This is a genomic window from Enterobacter soli ATCC BAA-2102 (assembly GCF_001654845.1).
Lineage (GTDB): Bacteria > Pseudomonadota > Gammaproteobacteria > Enterobacterales > Enterobacteriaceae > Enterobacter > Enterobacter soli.
The window spans coordinates 130,428-148,247 of the sequence record NZ_LXES01000049.1; the positions used below are offsets into that span (position 1 = coordinate 130,428).

A 17,820-nucleotide genomic window follows, 5' to 3' on the forward strand; every position below is an offset into this window, starting at 1 on the left:
TTTCGTCATACACGCGTAATATTGAGCGCCTTGCGCAGAATAAACGGACAGACAATTAAGAAAGCATATTCCGGGCTAAATATTGACCCCGTAAAGAACAACGACACTGGCGTAAAAAGATAAAGCTGTACGCGAAAGTTCTGGTTATCCCCAAACGCGTTAATCATCATTTTGAAAACTTTAAACAAGTACCACAGTGTCAACAATACGGCGAACCACGAAAAATAAATAATTAACAGATACAGACCATTGTCTATGGTTTTACCGACATCTGCACCGTTAAAGATTCCGAATGATGCAACATATTCGTAAAGTGAGCCAAATCTGACTACGCCATCAATGTGGGTTAATGAATATCCCACCATCACCAGTGGCCCAATGATGCGATAATAAGACGACGAACCTTCCGTTCCCAAATCTCCCAGACGCTCTGAGATGTACGGAAAAGCAAATATCACGCCAACTAAAAACACCGTCAGGGAGATAATCGCCAGCGGCAGTTTTTTCTTTATCGCATCCTTATTCAGGTACTGAAACGCCCACTCCAGCAGGTAGAACAATATAAATGTCATCACCCCAGAGAAAGAGCCTGACAGAACAATTCCTGCAAGAATCATAGCATCGGTCTTAGGGGTTTTGATACCAAACTGTTTGATGCTGAGCCAAATTGAGATTAACGCCAGAGCAAAAAATGCCGGTTCAAAATAGAGCGCGGTGGTACGCTTGCCGCCAAACTTAATGAAGTTCAGTACATAGCTGTTACTGTAAATGAGATATTTCGAAATTATCTCCATCAGGCTACTGCCACCGGTCAAAATAATTTGCGCCATTTCCAGCGCAGCCAGCATGACAATTAACGTAACGGCAATATAAAAGAACCTAAGGATTTTCCGATAATTGTGCGGTGAAATAGTTTTAAAGCGAATACTCCAGACCATGCCAATAATAATGACGATATAAACAAACAGCATGGTCGAGGTGACGTATTTGCTGGCATCCAGCGACTGACCAAAGATGTAGTTAAATGCCGTCAGGCCAAATCCAACGCCGAGGGCAATCATCAGCTTTTTCAGGCTGATTTTTTCGACATACAGCAGCAGTAAGACCGGCAGGAACGTCACAATGGTGATGGGGAAGCTTTCGCCGAGCTGGGCAATCTTGACGTTGACCAGCAGGTAAATCAGCGGCAGCAGCAGATAACTACAGATTCTGATAGAACGAGACATATTCCTCCAGCATCTGTTGGCCACTGTACGCCTTTCGGCTGCGGTTGCGGAACGATTCCAGGTCAGTGCCAAAAACGGCCTGGGCGACGGCGGGCTTTGGCAGTTGCACCAGCGGCAGCACCTCATTTTCACTGAACGTTTTGCCGCCAGATTTTTCCAGCACTTCACGCGCTGCGTCGCTATGGGTGGCAATCACCGGCACGCCAATTGACAGCGCTTCACACAGGATTAACGGGTAGTTATCCACGCGGGAGCTAAAGACCAGCGCATCCATGCCGTTCAGCGCGCTCATCAGTTTACGTTTGTCGGTTTCGAACCCGTGATTCACCACGTTCGTCCCTTCAAACGGGGAAAACTTACCGAACGTATGCAGTTCTATCTTGTCGCCGAGCGCCATTATGTCGCGCACCAGCTGTTGATTGGTTTTGCCATCGTAACGCAGGTCGTGTGCTACCACGGCAATTTTCGGTTTGCCTGAAGTGTGCGCCACCGGTTTCAGCTCAGCCAGGATCGCTTCGGTTGCCACGTCGATCCCGTTATTGATGATTTTGCAGCGCCCTGCCCCGTACAGGCTGTTAAAGGCATCGGCCACATGCTGACTGGGGGAGATAAACGTGCAGCCGAGCGCGAGCATCTCGCGAAACAGCTGGCGTTTTCCCGCCACCAACTGGTGCGCCCGGTCCACTTTTACCGGTGGATAGTTGGTCAGCGTTGGGCACTTCTGGCATTGCGTTTTCCAGCCTTCGCAACCGTCAGTAAAGGCACATCGCCCGGTTACGCTCCAGTGATCATGCAGCGTCCAGACAAAGGTGGTGTCCGGTTTATGCGCTTTCACTTTTTCGCAAAAGGCCACCACCTCTTCCAGGTTCAGCCAGTAGCTGTGCAGCACATGGAAATGCAGCACCACGGGCCCGGCCGAGCGCGTTACCGTACGGTACAGGCTGTTCAGATTGCCGAACAGATCGCGGTTAAACAGACGGAAAAGCGCAATGTTGGCGATAGAAGTCACGCGCGGGGTCTGTTTCACCACCTGCGGATAGTCATCGTGGCTGACGCTTTTTTTCCCGCCTTTGCCATAGCCGTAGATGAAACGCGACTGTAATCCTTTTTGCAGCGCGCGCTGGTGAAGATCCAGCGCCACGCCTGCCGCCCCGCCCTCGGCCAGACGAACGTTAAATTGCATAATATTCATTTGATCACCTTCACGCGGGCTTTCTCGCCCACCACCAGCGCGTTATCAGGAATGCTGTCCAGCACCACGCTACCTGCACCAATGGTTACGTTGTTACCCACGGTAATGTCGCCGATGATCACCACATTGGCGCCCAGCTCGACGTTATTACCGATGACAGGGCACGCAAGGCTTGCTGGCCCACGGTTCCCGATGGTCACCGCGTGGCGAATGGTGAAGTCATCACCTGCGACCACGAACTTATTGATCACCACGGCATAGCCGTGATGGATGGTGAAGCGGCGGCCAATGGTGGCGGCTGCCTGAATTTCGTAGCCAAAAAAGCATTCGGTAATGATGCGGTACAGCACCAGAACCGGCGCTGCCCAGATATTGTTCAGCACGTTTTTTTTGCGCCAGACCGAGCAAAAATGTGCGATGCGATAGGCCAGAACCATGCAGCAAGGGCGCAGGCTCCAGCTGTTCGCGCGGCAATCTTCCAGAAACATTATTTCCCCCGAAGTCCATCAGCCAGACGCTTGGTATTGCGTACAGAAAAGAGCGTCAGCAGCGTGCGCCAGTTCATGCGCTTATTGCGGATCTGATAGAGGGTAAAGAGCTGATACTTACGGCTTGCACGATCGAACTTGTCTTTGTGCTTGCGGTAAAAGTGGAAGTAGCCGGAAAATTTCTTCGGCGACGAGGTGATTTGCATCTCCCCATGATTGATATGCAGGATTTGCGTGGCTTCCTCCACTTTCCAGGGTTCGCCATACTCCACCACCATGCGCAGGAAAATATCGTAGTCCTGCGCCGCCTTAAGTTCGGTATCGAACAAGTTTTCTTTAAAGCGCCAGGACCAGGAGAAGACCTGATTACCAATGATATTGCGCTTGTAAAACAGGCGACGGGAGTAAGGTGACTTAGGATAGAGCGGCAGACTCGCCGGCTGCGAATAGACTTCACCCTGGCAGACATAGTCGTTGGCATACAGAAACGCATGAGTAACCAACTGATGTTGGTGTGACAGGAAGGTCGACAGACGGTTGGGGGTCCATTCGTCATCGTCGTCAATCCCGGTCAGATACTGCCCTTGCGCCTGCAATATCGCCTGGTTACGTACCGCACACGCCCCGGAGTTGATGGCGTTATGCGTGTACATAACCCGCGGGTCATTAAGGTCAGTCACGAATTTTTGCAGTTGTTCGTATGAAGAGGAGCAGTCATCAACGATGAGCAGTTCCCAGTTGTCGTAGTCCTGACGCAGGACCGACTTAATTGCGCGGATCGCCAGCTGCTGACGATTCCATGTCGGCATATAAATAGAAATCAAAGGGCGTTGTGTGGTCATGGTCTTCCCCTCACCCCAGCCCTCTCCCCAAAGGGGAGAGGGTGAAAGGTAGTCAGTGGTCGTCATTATGTTCGTACCCAAACTCCCGCACCGGACGGTCCCCTCTCCCCTTAGGGGAGAGGGTTAGGGTGAGGGGTGGGGTGTCTTTTTATTTACTGTCAGACTTGTATTCGTACTCGTAGTAACCGTAATCCTGATAACCGCTGGCGCGACGGAAGATGGAGTTCAGGATCACCCCTTTCACATCGATACCGTTCTGCTCGAAGCGGGCCAGACTGGTTTCCACTTCTTTCAGGGTATTCACCGCATAGCGCGCCACCATCAGCGTGGTGCCCGCATGGCGACCCACAACGGCAGCATCGGTTACGGCCAGAATCGGTGGGGTATCGATCAACACCAGGTCGTAGTGTTTGCTCGCCCACTCCACCAGTTGGCTGAAGCGTTCACTCATCAGCAGCTCAGACGGATTTGGCGGAACCTGGCCACGCGGCACAAGATGGAAATTCGGGATTGAGGTCGGTTTGGCACACTGTTCAATCTCCCCTTTACCGAGCAGGATCTCCGACAGACCATTGACGTTATTAGTACCCAGCAGTTCGTGGGTGTAGCCTTTACGCATGTCGCAGTCGATCAGCAGAACGCGTTTATTGGTCTGGCTCACCACAGCCGCCAGGTTGGCGCAGACAAACGTCTTACCGATAGACGGGCTAACGCCGGTCATCATCAGCACGTTATTTTTGGCCTGCATCATGGCGAAGTGCAGGCTGGTGCGCAGGCTACGAACCGCCTCGATGGCAAGGTCAGTGGGGTTGCCCACAGCCAGCAGCTGGCTCTGCTTATAGCGCTTAACGCCTTTAACCGTTTTCACGCTATCGCGCGATTTCTGCCATTCCGACAGCGGAATACTGGCGTAAACGCTGATGCCATTCTCTTCCAGCACCTGCGGGCTTTCGATACCGCGGTTAAACAGCGAGCGCAGCAGCACACCCATTACGGAAAGCATCAGGCCGAGAATAATGCTGCCCAGAATGATCAGGGCTTTTTTCGGCTTCAGCACACCCGGCTGGGTAATGGCGGAGTCAACAATACGCACATCGCCAACGGTACTGGCTTCGGTAATTTTCAGCTCCTGCTGCTTGTTCAGCAGTTGCATGTAAACCTGCTGGCCAGACTCCACATCACGGGTCAGACGAACAATCTCCTGCTGGGTTTCCGGCATGGCGGTCACACGCTTGTTGAGATTGGCTTTTTCATCTTCCAGCGCCTGGCGTTTTTCCAGCAAGGTGCGGTACGCCGGGTGGCGTTTGGTGTAGAGCTTGGAGATCTCCGCTTCTTTAAAGGTCAGCTCGTTCAGTTGGGCATCGATGTTCACCATCGAATCCAGGACCGATTTCGCTTCCAGCGGCAGGTCCACTGAGTCTTTCTTCTGGCGATAGCTGTTGAGCTTCTCTTCGGCGACATCCAGACGCTGGCGCACTTCCGGCAGCTGTTTTGCCAGGAAGGCCAGGCTTTTAGCCGCCTCTTCCGATTTACGCGCAACGTTCTGCTCGAGGTAGTTGCGGGTGATGCTGTTCAGGATGTCGCGGATCTGATCCTTGTCTTCACCGGTAAAACTGAGGCTCAACACCCCGGTGTCTTTACCGTTTTCGGTGACGCTAAGGTTGTTTTGCAGATTGTTGATCATCCCCAGCATGGAGAATTTCGAGACGGTAAACTCACTGCCTTCAGCGGCCTGAATGGCGCTGACCATCATACTGACGCCGTTTTTGCTCAGCATCTGCCCCACTTCACCGCGCGCGCTAAAACCACCGTCGCTGGTAAGCTGGTACTGCTTTGGCCCAAGCACTGTCAGCGTGAAGGTTTGATCGGCACCGCCTTTCGGCAGGGTAAAAGTGGTCACTTTTACCATATCGTTCTGACGCCCCATCAGCCTGTCCCATCCCGCGCCGAAGACAGGGAAGGTGTTTTTGGTGACGGCAATATCCAGATTGAGATCGTCAACCGTTTTGCCCAGCACCATACGCGACTGGATCAGCTGAATTTCGGCATCGGATGCCGGAGGCTTGTTCGCCAGCGCAGATCCGATATCCTGCACCAGCGAGTTGCCGGTATTTTGTTCAATCTGCACCAGCGCATCGGCGCTGTAGATTGGCGTGGCGAAAAGGGTATAAACAACGGCTGCCGCCGCAAACACGGCAGTTATCCCCAGAACCCACCATTTCGCCTCTATAATCGTGCCAACCAGACGACCAATATCGATTTCATCACTGCCCGATATCGGGGCGGCAGAAGGTTTTGTTTTTTCTGTCATTGTTATCCCTGCTGAGCTTTCAGTGCCTGCGCCCACTGACGGGCAGACTGGTCAAGTAAGGTATAAACCGCCTCAAATGCCTCTCGGCTCTTGCGATACGGATCGGGAATTTCGCGTTCATTGTCCCAGTGACCAAAGAGCATCACTTTGCCCCGCATTTCAGGTGCGATTTCACACAGGGCATGAATGTGGCGTTTTTCCATCGTCAGGATCAGGTCATATTCGCGGCACATGCGCCCGGAGACCTGACGGGCGCTGTGCCCGTCTAAAGAGAGGTTATGATCCAACGCCACGTTCGCAGCACGCTCGTCGGCGCCTTTACCCACCAGCGCCCCAAGCCCCGCGGAGTCGACCGTGAGAGCGGGTTGATAGTTCTTCAACAGCCTCTCGCCCGTCGGGGAACGGCAAATGTTCCCCACGCACACCACCAGAATTTTGTTAAACATCGCGGATTACCAGGTATGGATGTCGCGCGCCGTATCCGTCATGTAGCGAACGCCACTGATGGTTGGCAGCAACTGGTTGATCAGGCGGTTCCAGCGGGCAACCGGTGCGGTTGTGACATACACCACATCGTACGGCTGGAGGCGGAATTCGGTTGCCATCACCAGGGAGGTCGCGTCGGACATATCCAACTGGTAAATGTTGGCAATCTTCCCTTTCGCACTGCCCTCGCCTTTCAGCGGACGGATGACGAAAATACCGCTGGCGTTGGACGAGGTGAGATCGATGCCTTCTGCATTCCCCAGTGCTTCGGTCAGGGTCATGCCGCTGAAGTCCATTTTGAGCGTGCTCTGTTTTTTCACTTCTCCCATCACGAACACTTTCAGATCGTCATTGCGTGGAACGTACAGAATGTCACCCGGATAGAGCAGACGGTTCTGGCTCAGGTCGCCGTTTTGCATCAGCGCCTGAAGGGAAATGCGCTGCTCCTGGCCATTGTGGGTCAGCACCACATTGCGCCAGTCTGCCGCATCGGTCAGGCCGCCTGCGGCGTTGATGGCGTCCAGCACCGTCAGCGGCACGTTGCTGATGGCCTGCTGACCTGATTTATTCACCTGCCCGGAGACATAAGCCTTTTGCGAGCGGAATGCGGCGATATTAACGTCCACCTGCGGGTCAGCGATGTACTGCGCTAAGCGGCCGGTAATATCACTACGAATTTCGGCAAGGGTTTTCCCCACCACGTGAACTTTACCGATGTAGGGATAGAACATGGTCCCGTCCGGCTGAACCCAGTTCCCGGTATCGCTGGAGCTGCGGTACTGGCCCGCTGGCGTAGTCAGCTCCGGGTGATCCCAGACGGTCACGTTAATCACATCCCCCGGCCCGACACGGTACTGGTAGGCGGCAATTTCCTGGTCCAGGGATGTATTTGGCTGGGCCACGTTTGGCCGTGGACGTAATTGTTCCACCAGACGCGGCGTCAGTGGATAAACATTCACCATCCGGTCGAGGTCGAAATCAGCATCCTGCTGTTTGATCACATCCTTTCCCATGGTTGACATATTGCTGCCGGGAAAAACCGTACAACCACTCATCAAGGTCACAGACACCAATAATGGCATCAATTTCATTTTGGATTTCATCATTGATTATTTATCACTTTGGCAGAGTAATTATCCTGTGCAATTTAAATAAGCGCGGATTGAAACGACATTCAGAATGCAGTTAATGAAATAGAAATATAACTGGCATCAGTCCTAAAAAAAGCTTATTCATCCATTGGCTATTGACAGAATAATCGGGGGCCGATTCACACGCTTTCAGGCACGCTACCGCCCTTGGCTTTCAGTTACCAATGCACTGTCTAAACAATATGTTATGGATAAACACCCTCTTTGATTCGGTTGAGATGAAAATATATCAGGCGCAATTAAGGCCGCTTTGATAATGAATCCCTCACCATTCCGTAAGCATGGTAATAGCAACAAGAAATTTGATACTGGAGGAATTGTTGCAGCTAACGTAATAGCAGGCAAGGTAACAACCGCCCGGAAATGGCTTTTTAAGAATAATATTAAGAGCAAATTTTTCACCTTTTAGGATTTTCTTTATATTGACATAATTAAATTAAAAACCACTCCCTGCGATATTTCTTATTTTTATTCATTATCAGATAAAACGATATTTAACATGAAAATAATAAGGCTATTTTCCGGCGCAACACTCAATCGGTTATTGAGATAAATCTCAGGTCGTCATTGCAATTTCGTCCAGCTTTATCCATGATCGAAGTGTGACATTGGTCATATAACAGAAGGTATTGCTATTACTATGGAATGGATTGCCGATCCATCAATCTGGGCCGGACTGGTCACGCTGGTGGTCCTCGAATTAGTGCTCGGGATTGATAATCTGGTCTTTATCGCCATCCTCGCCGAAAAACTGCCCCCTTCACAGCGCGACCGCGCGCGCGTAACGGGCTTACTGCTGGCGATGGTGATGCGACTGCTGCTGCTGGCCTCTATCTCCTGGCTGGTGACGCTCACAAAACCTCTGGTCACTTTTCATGGCCTGAGTTTCAGCGCCCGCGATCTGATTATGCTGTTCGGCGGGCTATTCCTGCTGTTTAAGGCAACGGTCGAACTCAACGAACGGCTCGAAGGCAAAGACAGCGAAAACCCGACCCAACGCCGGGGAGCACGATTCTGGCCTGTGGTGGCGCAAATCGTGGTGCTGGATGCGGTCTTCTCACTGGACTCCGTGATCACCGCCGTGGGCATGGTGGACCATCTGGCCGTGATGATGGCAGCGGTGATTATTGCTATCACCCTGATGGTGATGGCCAGCAAAGCGCTCACACGGTTTGTGAACAGCCATCCGACAATTGTGATCCTGTGTCTCAGCTTCCTGCTGATGATTGGCTTTAGCCTGGTGGCCGATGGTTTTGGGTTCCATATTCCGAAAGGATACCTGTACGCCGCAATTGGCTTCTCGGTGATCATTGAGTCGCTTAACCAGCTGGCTATTTTCAACCGTCGCCGCTTCTTGTCCGCGAATCAAAGCCTGCGCCAGCGAACCGCCGATACGGTCATGCGCCTGCTCAGCGGGCAGAAAGAGGATGCCGAGCTTGATGCGGAGTCCGCCTCTCTGCTGGCCGATCACAACGATAACCCGATTTTTAATCCTCAGGAACGGCTGATGATTGAGCGCGTGCTCAATCTCAATCAGCGCTCGGTCAGCAGTATTATGACCTCTCGACATGATATCGAGCATATCGACCTGACGGCACCGGAGGCCCAGGTCCGTGCCCTGCTGGACAAAAACCAGCACACCCGCGTGGTGGTCACCGGCGGTGAAGATGAAGAAGACTTACTGGGGGTGGTACACGTTATTGATCTTCTCCAGCAGCAGTTACGGGGAGATGCACTCGATTTACGCGCGCTGGTGCGTCAACCGCTGGTGTTCCCGGAGACGTTGCAGTTGCTGTCTGCGCTGGAGCAGTTCCGTAATGCCCGCACCCACTTTGCCTTTGTGGTGGATGAGTTCGGTTCGGTTGAAGGGCTGGTCACCCTCAGTGACGTGATGGAAACCATTGCCGGTAATTTGCCGAACGAGGTTGATGAAATTGACGCTCGCCATGATATCCAGAAAAACCCGGACGGCTCCTGGACGGCCAACGGCCATATGCCGCTGGAAGACCTGGTGCAGTATGTGCCGTTGCCACTTGATGAGAAGCGCGAATACCACACTATCGCGGGCTTGCTGATGGAGTACCTGCAACGTATTCCGCAACCAGGCGAAGAGGTGCAGGTGGGTGATTACCTGATTAAAACGCTCCAGGTTGAAAGCCATCGCGTGCAGAAAGTGCAGCTGATACCGCTGCGCAGCGAGGATGAGCTGGATTTTGAGGTTTAAAAAAGCCGGGTGGCGCTTCGCTTACCCGGCTTACACTGTCTGTCTTTTGTAGGCCGGGTAAGGCGAAGCCGCCACCCGGCGCGTCAGACTCAAAGCTTATCTAACAGCTTCTTCACGTCCTTTCCGCTTTGCGAATCCTTATTACGATCTGCCCAGTCGCTCAGTCGACGCTTCGCTTCATCCTGCAAATGCTTACGCAGAACTTGATCCACCTGGAGGCTGTAGTTCAGCGTCTGCCATTTGCCGTACACATTCAGCGGGATCGGCGTTTCTTTCAGGAAGTCGATCAACTTGCTCTCGCCTTCCCAGCCGGACAACACACGCACTTTAAATCGCGTATCCGCTGTCTCTTTCACCAGATCGAGCGTACCGGCTCCGGTTAATGACAGTAAAGACGATGTCCCTTCCATGCTATCCAGCGAAAGCTGCCCGTTGTCCAGGGTCAGATCCGTGGTAAATGAGTCAAGACGCGTTGCGCTGTCGTAGTTCTCTTTTGCCTTCACATCGCTGCTGCGTTCAACCGCCTGCTGCACCAGTTGCTGGAAGTTGAGTCCTTCCATGCGGGTGTCTTTCAGATCAAGATGCGCCTGCCCCTGCCACTCACGGCGGAAAGCATCAGCATCAATCCTGTTACCGGAGAAATCCCCCGCCAGCGTCATCTGCCCGGTCAATGAGATCGGATAATTGAAAGCTTTAAGGATGGTGCCAATCTCAACGTTTTCGAGGCGCGGCTGGAATTCTGCCGTCGGGTTATCGTTACGCACATCCAGAGTGCCAGGTAACGACAGGTGCCCTGCGCCCATTTTGCCGCTGAGTTCAGAGATAACCAGCAGGCCATTATGGTTGAACATCTGGCTGCTGACGTCAGTGAAGTCGATACCGCGCCAGCGCACACTGTTAGCCTTGAGCAAGACATCAGCAGTAAAGCCACGCAGCCCATTGTAATCAGGCTGGTCAAGATTCGAGGAAATCACAGGACGCGGCTGCTTCACCTGGCTTTGACCGTTCTGCGGCGCGTCTGTGCTGGCGGCATCCGGTGAAGAAGCTGCGAGCAGATTTTCCAGATTGAGCTTATCGAATTGCAGGTTGAACACCCACTTCGGTTTTTCCGCAAGTGAAACGCTCGCCTGCCCTTTCAGGCTACTGTCATTGGCCTGCAAATTAAGATTATCCAGCTCAAGCTGTTTAAGCTCTTCACGCCAGACCGCCTGTAACGTGCCCTGACCGGTAATCCCCTGCGTCGGCAGGTCTGCGCCCGTCAGCTGCCAGTTAAGCTGCTGGATATCCGCCGTCATCTGATGCGGATAATCTGCGGCGTTAACATTCGCGTTCAGTGACAACGTCAGATCCCGCTGATCGCGGTTAACACGCCCGGAAAATTCAATGGAAGCCTGATGATTTGCATCCTGCTCCATCTTCAGGCTGATATTGCGCACGGTGACCTGTTCGTCGTCTTCATGCTGGAACACGAGAACGCTGTCGGCCACTTTCAGGCTGCCAATATCAAAAGACCAGCCGGCATCAGACGGTGCATCCGGCAGGGTATTTTCACGCGGCGCAACCGGTGCATCGGATTTACGGACAGCTTCGGTTTGCGGAGTAAGCTGGATCACCGCACCTTTGAGCATCACCTGGTTGACCTGGAGCTGATGCGAAAAGAGCGGGATCAGAGCGACATCAAGACGCATGTTGTCTGCCGACACCAGCGGCGTTTCCGCCCCAGGAGCGGTTAACGACATACGGCCAGAGAGGATGCTGAGCTGCGGCCAGACGTGCCAGCGCAGCGGCCCATCAAGCTTCAGTTGATATCCGCTGCGCGCCTCGACCTGGCGCACCATGTACCCACGAAAATCATTTGGGTTAACCAGCAGAACCAACGCTGAAAGGCCAGCTACCAGCACCACCAGCAAAATCATCAGCGTTGTCAGTACTCTTCTCATGGCATCCTCAATGGACTAACAATCAGTCTTTATCGATACGGCTGGCGACGGCACCTTGCTGATCGCGGTATTTAGCATCCTGACGGCGATTGTAAGGGCGTGCTGCCGGGCCAGTCAGCGGCTCGAAGCTCAGGGCCCCAATCATCATCCCAGGACGCAGCGCCAGCGGCAGTTTACCGGCATTGAAAAACTCCAGCACGATGCGGCCAGACCAGCCCGGATCGATACGGTGCGCGGTCACGTGCACCATCAGCCCCAGACGCGCCAGAGAAGAACGGCCATCCAGCCAGCCAACCAGGTCAGCCGGAAGCGTGACGGACTCAAAGGTCACCGCCAGCGCGAGTTCGCCAGGATGAAGGTAAAACGCTTCCCCTTCATCAAGCACAATTTCGTCACTCATTACGCGGTCAAGCGCAGCGCTGACTTCATCTTTCGGCCCGCTGAGGTCGATAAATGGCGCAGTATGGCCGCTGAACGTACGGAATTTATTCCCCAGACGCACATCAACGGTCACACCGTTGATACGTTCCACTGGCGGACGCGGAGTAATAGACAGGCGGCCTTCATCCAGCCAGGCTTCTATATCTTGGTCACAAAGACGCATGGCACTTTCTCCTTTCGTGCATCAATCCCTGAAGCCTGTCAGGCTCCAGGGCAAACCAGGTTATCTCTGAACGGTACACAATTCGCGCGGTTTATTCAAAAAACTGGCTGATTTTCGCTTTTAAGATATCAATGGCGATACGGTTTTTACCGCCGCGAGGCACGATGATATCGGCGTATTGCTTGGACGGTTCGATAAATTGCAGGAACATCGGACGAACGGTTTTCTGGTATTGCGCCATCACGGAGTCCATCGAACGGCCACGTTCGTTAACGTCACGCTTAATACGACGCATCAGGCAGATGTCCAGCGGGGTATCAACAAAGATAGAGAAGTTCATTGATTCACGCAGGCGAGCATCTGTCAGTAACAGAATGCCCTCAAGGATGATGACCTTTTTCGGTTCAATGCGTACCGTTTCTTTAGTACGGGTATGCTCAACGTAACTGTAAACAGGCAGTTCAATCGCCTGGCCGCTTTTAAGCGCTTCTAAATGCTGGAACAGCAGGCTGTGATCCATCGCATTCGGATGGTCATAGTTGGTTTTAACGCGCTCTTCCATCGAGAGATGCGATTGATCTTTATAATAGCTATCTTCGGGAATGACACCGATGTGCTCATCACCAACTTGTTCACGCAGTTCGCGATAAAGCGTACTGGCAATAAGACTTTTACCTGAAGCCGATGCGCCGGCGATGCCGATAATGACGCACTGATGAGACTTATCAGTCATAAATTTAGCGACCTGATTAACCTGGATGTTAAGGAAGGACGACGCCGGAGCGTCAAACGCGGCAATTATAGGGATTTCGCGGGCGTGATACCAGTCGAATACACAGGTTATGCGAGACAGCATCAAAAGTGACTTTTCATTCCCTTAACGAAATTTTAATGACCATTTTTTCGGCGTTTAACATGAATTTTTTGCAGAGTAACTATTTAATAAGTCTATGATGTCAAATTATGAGCAGTCGCCATATGAATTGTAAATTGTTTGTACTAGCATAAACGAAATTCAAAAATTCACTCGTCTGGACCTGTTTCCGGACGGCCTCGCGTCCCTGGATAAAGCGGTAATGAATAAACAATACCAGCGGGTTTTGGTTACCACCCCACATCCTTTACTGCGACTTGTCTGTCTGGGCCTGGTCACCTTTATCTTTACGTTGTTCTCGCTTGAACTGACCCGTTTTGGAACGCTCCTGGCGCCACTATGGTTCCCGACGTCAATTATGATGGTCGCGTTTTACCGTCACGCAGGGAAAATGTGGCCCGGTATTGCGCTGGCCTGTTCCTTTGGCAATGTTTTTGCCTCCTGGCTGCTTTTCTCATGGGAGTCGATCAGCCTCGCCTACACGGTGATTAACATCATTGAAGCGAGTATCGGCGCATTACTGCTACGCAAACTGTTACCCTGGTACAATCCGCTGCAAAATCTCAATGACTGGGTTCGTCTGGCCTTCGGTAGCGCCCTGGTGCCGCCGCTGATTGGCGGGATCCTGGTTCACTTTATTGTTCCAGGTCCGGAGCCGCTGCGTAACTTTCTGGTCTGGGTATTATCAGAGTCTATCGGCGCACTGGCACTGGTACCATTAGGCTTACTGTTTAAGCCGCACTATCTGCTACGCCACCGTGACCCGCGTCTGCTGCTGGAAACACTTGTGACCATGGCGATTACGCTGGTCCTGAGCTGGATTGCAATTACCTGGCTTCCGTGGCCGTTTACCTGCGTCATTGTCCTGCTGATGTGGAGCGCGGTGCGCCTGCCGCGTCTGGAAGCGTTCCTGGTGTTTTTGGTCACCGTGATGATGGTGTCGCTGATGATGGCACAAAATCCCACGCCGATGACAACCCAAAATACAAGCGCAATGCTCAACGCGCCGTGGTTGCCATTCCTGATGATGCTGCTGCCGGCCAACGTCATGACCATGGTGATGTATGCCTTTCGGGCTGAACGCAAGCACATTACCGAAAGCGAAGAACGTTTTCGCAACGCGATGGAATATTCCGCCATCGGTATGGCATTAGTCGGCATTGAAGGTCAGTGGCTCCAGGCCAACAAAGCGCTATGTAATTTTTTGGGATATACCCAGGCCGAGTTGCAATCCCTCACCTTCCAGCAACTGACCTGGCCTGACGATTTAAACTCCGACCTCGAACAGCTGGAACAGCTGATCAACGGGGACATCAACACCTATTCGCTGGAAAAACGCTACTACACCCGTCACGGGGAAGTCGTCTGGGCGCTGCTCGCCGTCTCGGTTGTGCGCCATGCGGATGGCACGCCCCTCTATTTTATTGCCCAGATTGAAGACATTAACGACCTGAAACAGACGGAATGGGTGAATAAGCGTCTGATGGAGCGTATTACGCTCGCCAATGAAGCGGGGGGTATTGGTATCTGGGAATGGGATCTTGAGCCAGACATCATCAGCTGGGACAAAAAAATGTTCGAGCTGTATGAAATCCCGCCGCACATCAAGCCTACCTGGCAAATCTGGCATGAAGCGATGTTGCCGGAAGATCGCCCTCACGCTGAACAGGTGATCCGCGATTCACTGATGGCAAGGCTGCCGTTTAAGCTGGAGTTCCGCATTCGGGTGAAAGAAGGCGTGCGCCATATCCGCTCTCTTGCCAACCGGGTGTTGAATAAACAGGGCGAAGTTGAGCGTCTGCTGGGCATCAACATGGATATGACCGAAGTTAAACAGCTTAACGAGGCCTTATTCCAGGAAAAAGAGCGCCTGCACATTACCCTCGATTCCATCGGTGAAGCGGTGCTTTGTACCGATATCGACATGAACGTCACCTTTATGAACCCTGTCGCCGAGAAGATGAGCGGCTGGCCTCAGGTTGAAGCCATTGGTCAGCCCATCCTGAAGGTTCTACATATTACCTTTGGCGAAAACGGCCCTCTGATGGAAAACATCCACAGCGGTGATATGTCGCGCTCCGATATCGAACAGGATGTGGTGCTGAACTGCCGCAGCGGCGGAAGTTTTGATATTCATTACAGCATCACGCCGCTCAGTACGCTGGATGGGCAAAATATCGGTTCGGTACTGGTTATCCAGGATGTTACCGAATCACGTAAAATGCTGCGTCAGCTGAGTTATAGTGCCTCTCACGATGCCCTCACCCACCTGGCGAACCGCGTGAGCTTTGAAAACCATCTCAAGCGGCTGTTACAGACGGTTCAGGAAACTCGCCAGCGTCATGCGCTGGTGTTTATCGATCTTGACCGCTTCAAAGCCGTCAACGATACGGCAGGCCATGCGGCGGGCGATGCCCTGCTGCGCGAGCTTTCATCGTTAATGCTGACCATGCTGCGTTCAAGCGATGTGCTGGCGCGTCTGGGTGGCGATGAGTTTGGTCTGCTGCTGCCCGACTGTAATATCGAAAGCGCACGTTATATCGCAGGGCGCCTGATCCACGCCATCAACGACTATCACTTTATGTGGGAAGGCCGCCTGCATCGTATCGGCGCCAGTGCGGGGATCACCCTGATTGACGAAAATAACTACCAGGCCGCAGAAGTGATGTCTCAGGCGGATATCGCCTGTTACGCCTCCAAGAACAACGGCCGCGGCGTGGTCACGGTCTACGAGCCTCAGCAGGAACGTGTTCACACTACGCGCGGCATGATGTCGCTCGATGAACAGTGGCATATGATTAAAGACAATCATCTGCTGATGATTGCCCGCAGCGTGGCCTCTCCGCGCATCCCGGAAAGCAGTAATTTCTGGCTGATTTCGCTGCGGCTGTGGACCAGCCAGGGCGAAGTGCAGGAAGAACACGCGTTCCGTGCCGGGCTGGCCGAACCTGAACTGCTGCACGCCCTCGACAGACGTATTTTCAGTGAGTTTTTCCGGACCTATGCCGCGCAGGTTTCCAGCAAAGGAATGGGTGTCGCCCTGCCGCTTTCAGAGGCGGGTTTAGCCAGCGTCACGCTGGTCGATGAACTGCTCGAACTGCTGGAACAAGGCCCGTTCCCGGGGCGTCTGCTGCATCTGATTATCACCATTGACGTTCTGAACAACCCGGATCCAAACGTACAGAGTGGGCTGCAAAAACTCCGTCACGTTGGCTGTCGCGTGGTGTTAAGCCAGGTCGGGCGCGATATGGACATCTTTAACCAGCTGAGCATCAATATGGCCGATTACCTGATGCTGGATGCGGAAGTGGTGACCAACGTCCACGGTAATCTGATGGATGAGATGACGGTGACCATTATTCAGGGCCACGCGGATCGTCTGGGAATGAAAACTATCGCCGGGCCAAGCAATCAGCCGATCATGATGGACACCCTATCCGGCATTGGCATCGACTTTATCTATGGCGACACCATCGCCGAGCCGCAGCCGCTGGAATTACTGCTGAACACCAGTTACTTCGCCATCAACTAACGGCGTCCAGCCGTCGGTGTACCAGATGTGCAGTAACGCGTAGGAACGCCACGGCTGCCAGCGCTCGGCATAGCGCCGGATTTGTGCCGGAGTCATCCCGGCAAAACGCTGCTTGATGAGATAATCATCCGGCAGGAACACATCCTTTGCCTGCCATCCCCGAAGCGCAAGATAGTTGGCCGTCCAGCGGCCAATTCCAGGCCGCTGCTGTAACGCCTTCATTCCTGCGTCAATATCATCCGGCGGCGTCAGCGGGAATGTTCCGTCGACCACGGACTGCGCCAGATGAATCAGCGATTCAGCCCGCTTAACGGGCATTCCGAGCGCCTTTAACGCCAGCGGATCGGCCGCTGCAAGTGCGTCAGGGGTGGGAAAGCAGAGGTAGTCAGGGAAACCTTTCACCGGCGCGCCACATAGCGCAACCACGCGCGCCGCCAGTTTCGCCGCCATCGCCACGCTCACCAGTTGCCCCAGAATCGCCCTAACGCCCTGCTCCCAGGCATCCATCGAACCCGGCAAGCGAAGCCCTGGCCGGGCTGCGCCCAGTTCGCCGAGCGTGGCAAGGACTTGCTGTGGTTCGCAGGTAAGATCGAACAAACGTTCAATCCGTGCCAGGCAGGCCGATGCTACAGGAACCAGCCCCGGGCTGAGCGTGATCTTCAGGGTGCAGGTATCGGTATCGGGCGTGACGCGAAACACGCCCTGATGGCCGTCGCAGGCGAAACTGCGCTCGTACCAGGTATCCGTTACGGTTTCGACGCCCGTCACCGCACGCGCGCCAAGAAAGCCAAACATCCATTGCCAGTCGTAGGGGGGTTGCCAGTTCAGGGTGTACATCGCGACTCCTTTTAGGTTCACCACAGCATAAACCGAACAGGCTTGTTTCGCCTTGCTTTCATATTCCTGTTGTCGCAGGCCGGACATTTCGCTAAAGTCTCGCCCCTTCTCAC

The 17,820-nt window shown here is 53.2% G+C and carries 13 protein-coding genes; 2 read left to right on the forward strand and 11 right to left on the reverse strand.

Annotation, left to right across the window (positions count from 1 at the left end):
- Positions 1–5 precede the first annotated feature (5 nt).
- From wcaD to M987_RS20310, 7 genes are all read right to left on the reverse strand, one after another.
- A complete protein-coding gene (wcaD, locus tag M987_RS20280) occupies positions 6–1,226 on the reverse strand; it encodes a colanic acid polymerase WcaD (protein ID WP_014070937.1) in 1,221 nt (406 codons plus the stop codon).
- Positions 1,201–2,418 carry a colanic acid biosynthesis glycosyltransferase WcaC gene (wcaC, locus tag M987_RS20285; RefSeq protein WP_014070938.1) on the reverse strand — a complete coding sequence of 406 codons (1,218 nt, stop codon included), beginning with the start codon at positions 2,416–2,418 and terminating at the stop codon, positions 1,201–1,203. Before wcaC ends, wcaD begins: the two co-directional genes overlap by 26 nt.
- On the reverse strand, positions 2,415–2,906 hold the full coding sequence (gene wcaB, locus M987_RS20290) for a colanic acid biosynthesis acetyltransferase WcaB (RefSeq protein ID WP_014070939.1): 492 nt from the start codon (positions 2,904–2,906) through the stop codon (positions 2,415–2,417). Before wcaB ends, wcaC begins: the two co-directional genes overlap by 4 nt.
- Complete coding sequence (gene wcaA, locus M987_RS20295; RefSeq protein ID WP_014070940.1) at positions 2,906–3,748, reverse strand: colanic acid biosynthesis glycosyltransferase WcaA; 843 nt, start codon at positions 3,746–3,748, stop codon at positions 2,906–2,908. Before wcaA ends, wcaB begins: the two co-directional genes overlap by 1 nt.
- A gap of 148 nt (positions 3,749–3,896) precedes the next feature.
- Positions 3,897–6,059 carry a tyrosine-protein kinase Wzc gene (gene wzc, locus M987_RS20300; RefSeq protein ID WP_014070941.1) on the reverse strand — a complete coding sequence of 721 codons (2,163 nt, stop codon included), beginning with the start codon at positions 6,057–6,059 and terminating at the stop codon, positions 3,897–3,899.
- A gap of 2 nt (positions 6,060–6,061) precedes the next feature.
- Entirely contained in the window at positions 6,062–6,505 is a 444-nt protein-coding gene (gene wzb, locus M987_RS20305) for a low molecular weight protein-tyrosine-phosphatase Wzb (RefSeq protein WP_014070942.1), read from the reverse strand.
- A gap of 6 nt (positions 6,506–6,511) precedes the next feature.
- The gene (locus tag M987_RS20310) at positions 6,512–7,651 is read right to left on the reverse strand and encodes a polysaccharide export protein (protein ID WP_014070943.1); all 1,140 of its coding nucleotides are present in this window, start codon (positions 7,649–7,651) and stop codon (positions 6,512–6,514) included.
- A gap of 685 nt (positions 7,652–8,336) precedes the next feature.
- Between M987_RS20310 and M987_RS20315 the strand changes: the two genes are divergently transcribed.
- Entirely contained in the window at positions 8,337–9,920 is a 1,584-nt protein-coding gene (locus M987_RS20315; RefSeq protein ID WP_014070944.1) for a TerC family protein, read from the forward strand.
- Between the two features lie 89 nt (positions 9,921–10,009).
- On the opposite strand, the gene asmA is transcribed toward M987_RS20315, so the two are convergent.
- The 3 genes from asmA to udk all read right to left on the reverse strand — a co-directional run bounded on the left by asmA (position 10,010) and on the right by udk (position 13,197).
- Positions 10,010–11,860 (reverse strand): outer membrane assembly protein AsmA, encoded by a 1,851-nt coding sequence (asmA, locus tag M987_RS20320; RefSeq protein ID WP_014070945.1) that lies wholly within the window; start codon positions 11,858–11,860, stop codon positions 10,010–10,012.
- Between the two features lie 22 nt (positions 11,861–11,882).
- Positions 11,883–12,464 (reverse strand): dCTP deaminase, encoded by a 582-nt coding sequence (gene dcd, locus M987_RS20325; protein WP_014070946.1) that lies wholly within the window; start codon positions 12,462–12,464, stop codon positions 11,883–11,885.
- A gap of 91 nt (positions 12,465–12,555) precedes the next feature.
- The gene (gene udk, locus M987_RS20330) at positions 12,556–13,197 is read right to left on the reverse strand and encodes a uridine kinase (protein ID WP_041162252.1); all 642 of its coding nucleotides are present in this window, start codon (positions 13,195–13,197) and stop codon (positions 12,556–12,558) included.
- Positions 13,198–13,540: 343 nt separating this feature from the next.
- Here udk and M987_RS20335 point away from each other — a divergent pair, with 343 nt between their 5' ends.
- A complete protein-coding gene (locus M987_RS20335) occupies positions 13,541–16,870 on the forward strand; it encodes a diguanylate cyclase (RefSeq protein ID WP_014070948.1) in 3,330 nt (1,109 codons plus the stop codon).
- On the opposite strand, the gene alkA is transcribed toward M987_RS20335, so the two are convergent.
- Entirely contained in the window at positions 16,835–17,707 is an 873-nt protein-coding gene (alkA, locus tag M987_RS20340) for a DNA-3-methyladenine glycosylase 2 (protein WP_014070949.1), read from the reverse strand. The two genes, M987_RS20335 and alkA, sit on opposite strands and share 36 nt — an antisense overlap.
- Between the last annotated feature and the right edge of the window lie 113 nt (positions 17,708–17,820).

Excerpts from the sequence above, each read along its gene's own strand:
- wcaD (WP_014070937.1), bottom strand. The coding sequence starts at position 1,226 with ATGTCTCGTTCTATCAGAATCTGTAGTTATCTGCTGCTGCCGCTGATT.
- wcaC (WP_014070938.1), bottom strand. The coding sequence starts at position 2,418 with ATGAATATTATGCAATTTAACGTTCGTCTGGCCGAGGGCGGGGCGGCA.
- wcaB (WP_014070939.1), bottom strand. The coding sequence starts at position 2,906 with ATGTTTCTGGAAGATTGCCGCGCGAACAGCTGGAGCCTGCGCCCTTGC.
- wcaA (WP_014070940.1), bottom strand. The coding sequence starts at position 3,748 with ATGACCACACAACGCCCTTTGATTTCTATTTATATGCCGACATGGAAT.
- wzc (WP_014070941.1), bottom strand. The coding sequence starts at position 6,059 with ATGACAGAAAAAACAAAACCTTCTGCCGCCCCGATATCGGGCAGTGAT.
- wzb (WP_014070942.1), bottom strand. The coding sequence starts at position 6,505 with ATGTTTAACAAAATTCTGGTGGTGTGCGTGGGGAACATTTGCCGTTCC.
- M987_RS20310 (WP_014070943.1), bottom strand. The coding sequence starts at position 7,651 with ATGATGAAATCCAAAATGAAATTGATGCCATTATTGGTGTCTGTGACC.
- M987_RS20315 (WP_014070944.1), top strand. The coding sequence starts at position 8,337 with ATGGAATGGATTGCCGATCCATCAATCTGGGCCGGACTGGTCACGCTG.
- asmA (WP_014070945.1), bottom strand. The coding sequence starts at position 11,860 with ATGAGAAGAGTACTGACAACGCTGATGATTTTGCTGGTGGTGCTGGTA.
- dcd (WP_014070946.1), bottom strand. The coding sequence starts at position 12,464 with ATGCGTCTTTGTGACCAAGATATAGAAGCCTGGCTGGATGAAGGCCGC.
- udk (WP_041162252.1), bottom strand. The coding sequence starts at position 13,197 with ATGACTGATAAGTCTCATCAGTGCGTCATTATCGGCATCGCCGGCGCA.
- M987_RS20335 (WP_014070948.1), top strand. The coding sequence starts at position 13,541 with ATGAATAAACAATACCAGCGGGTTTTGGTTACCACCCCACATCCTTTA.
- alkA (WP_014070949.1), bottom strand. The coding sequence starts at position 17,707 with ATGTACACCCTGAACTGGCAACCCCCCTACGACTGGCAATGGATGTTT.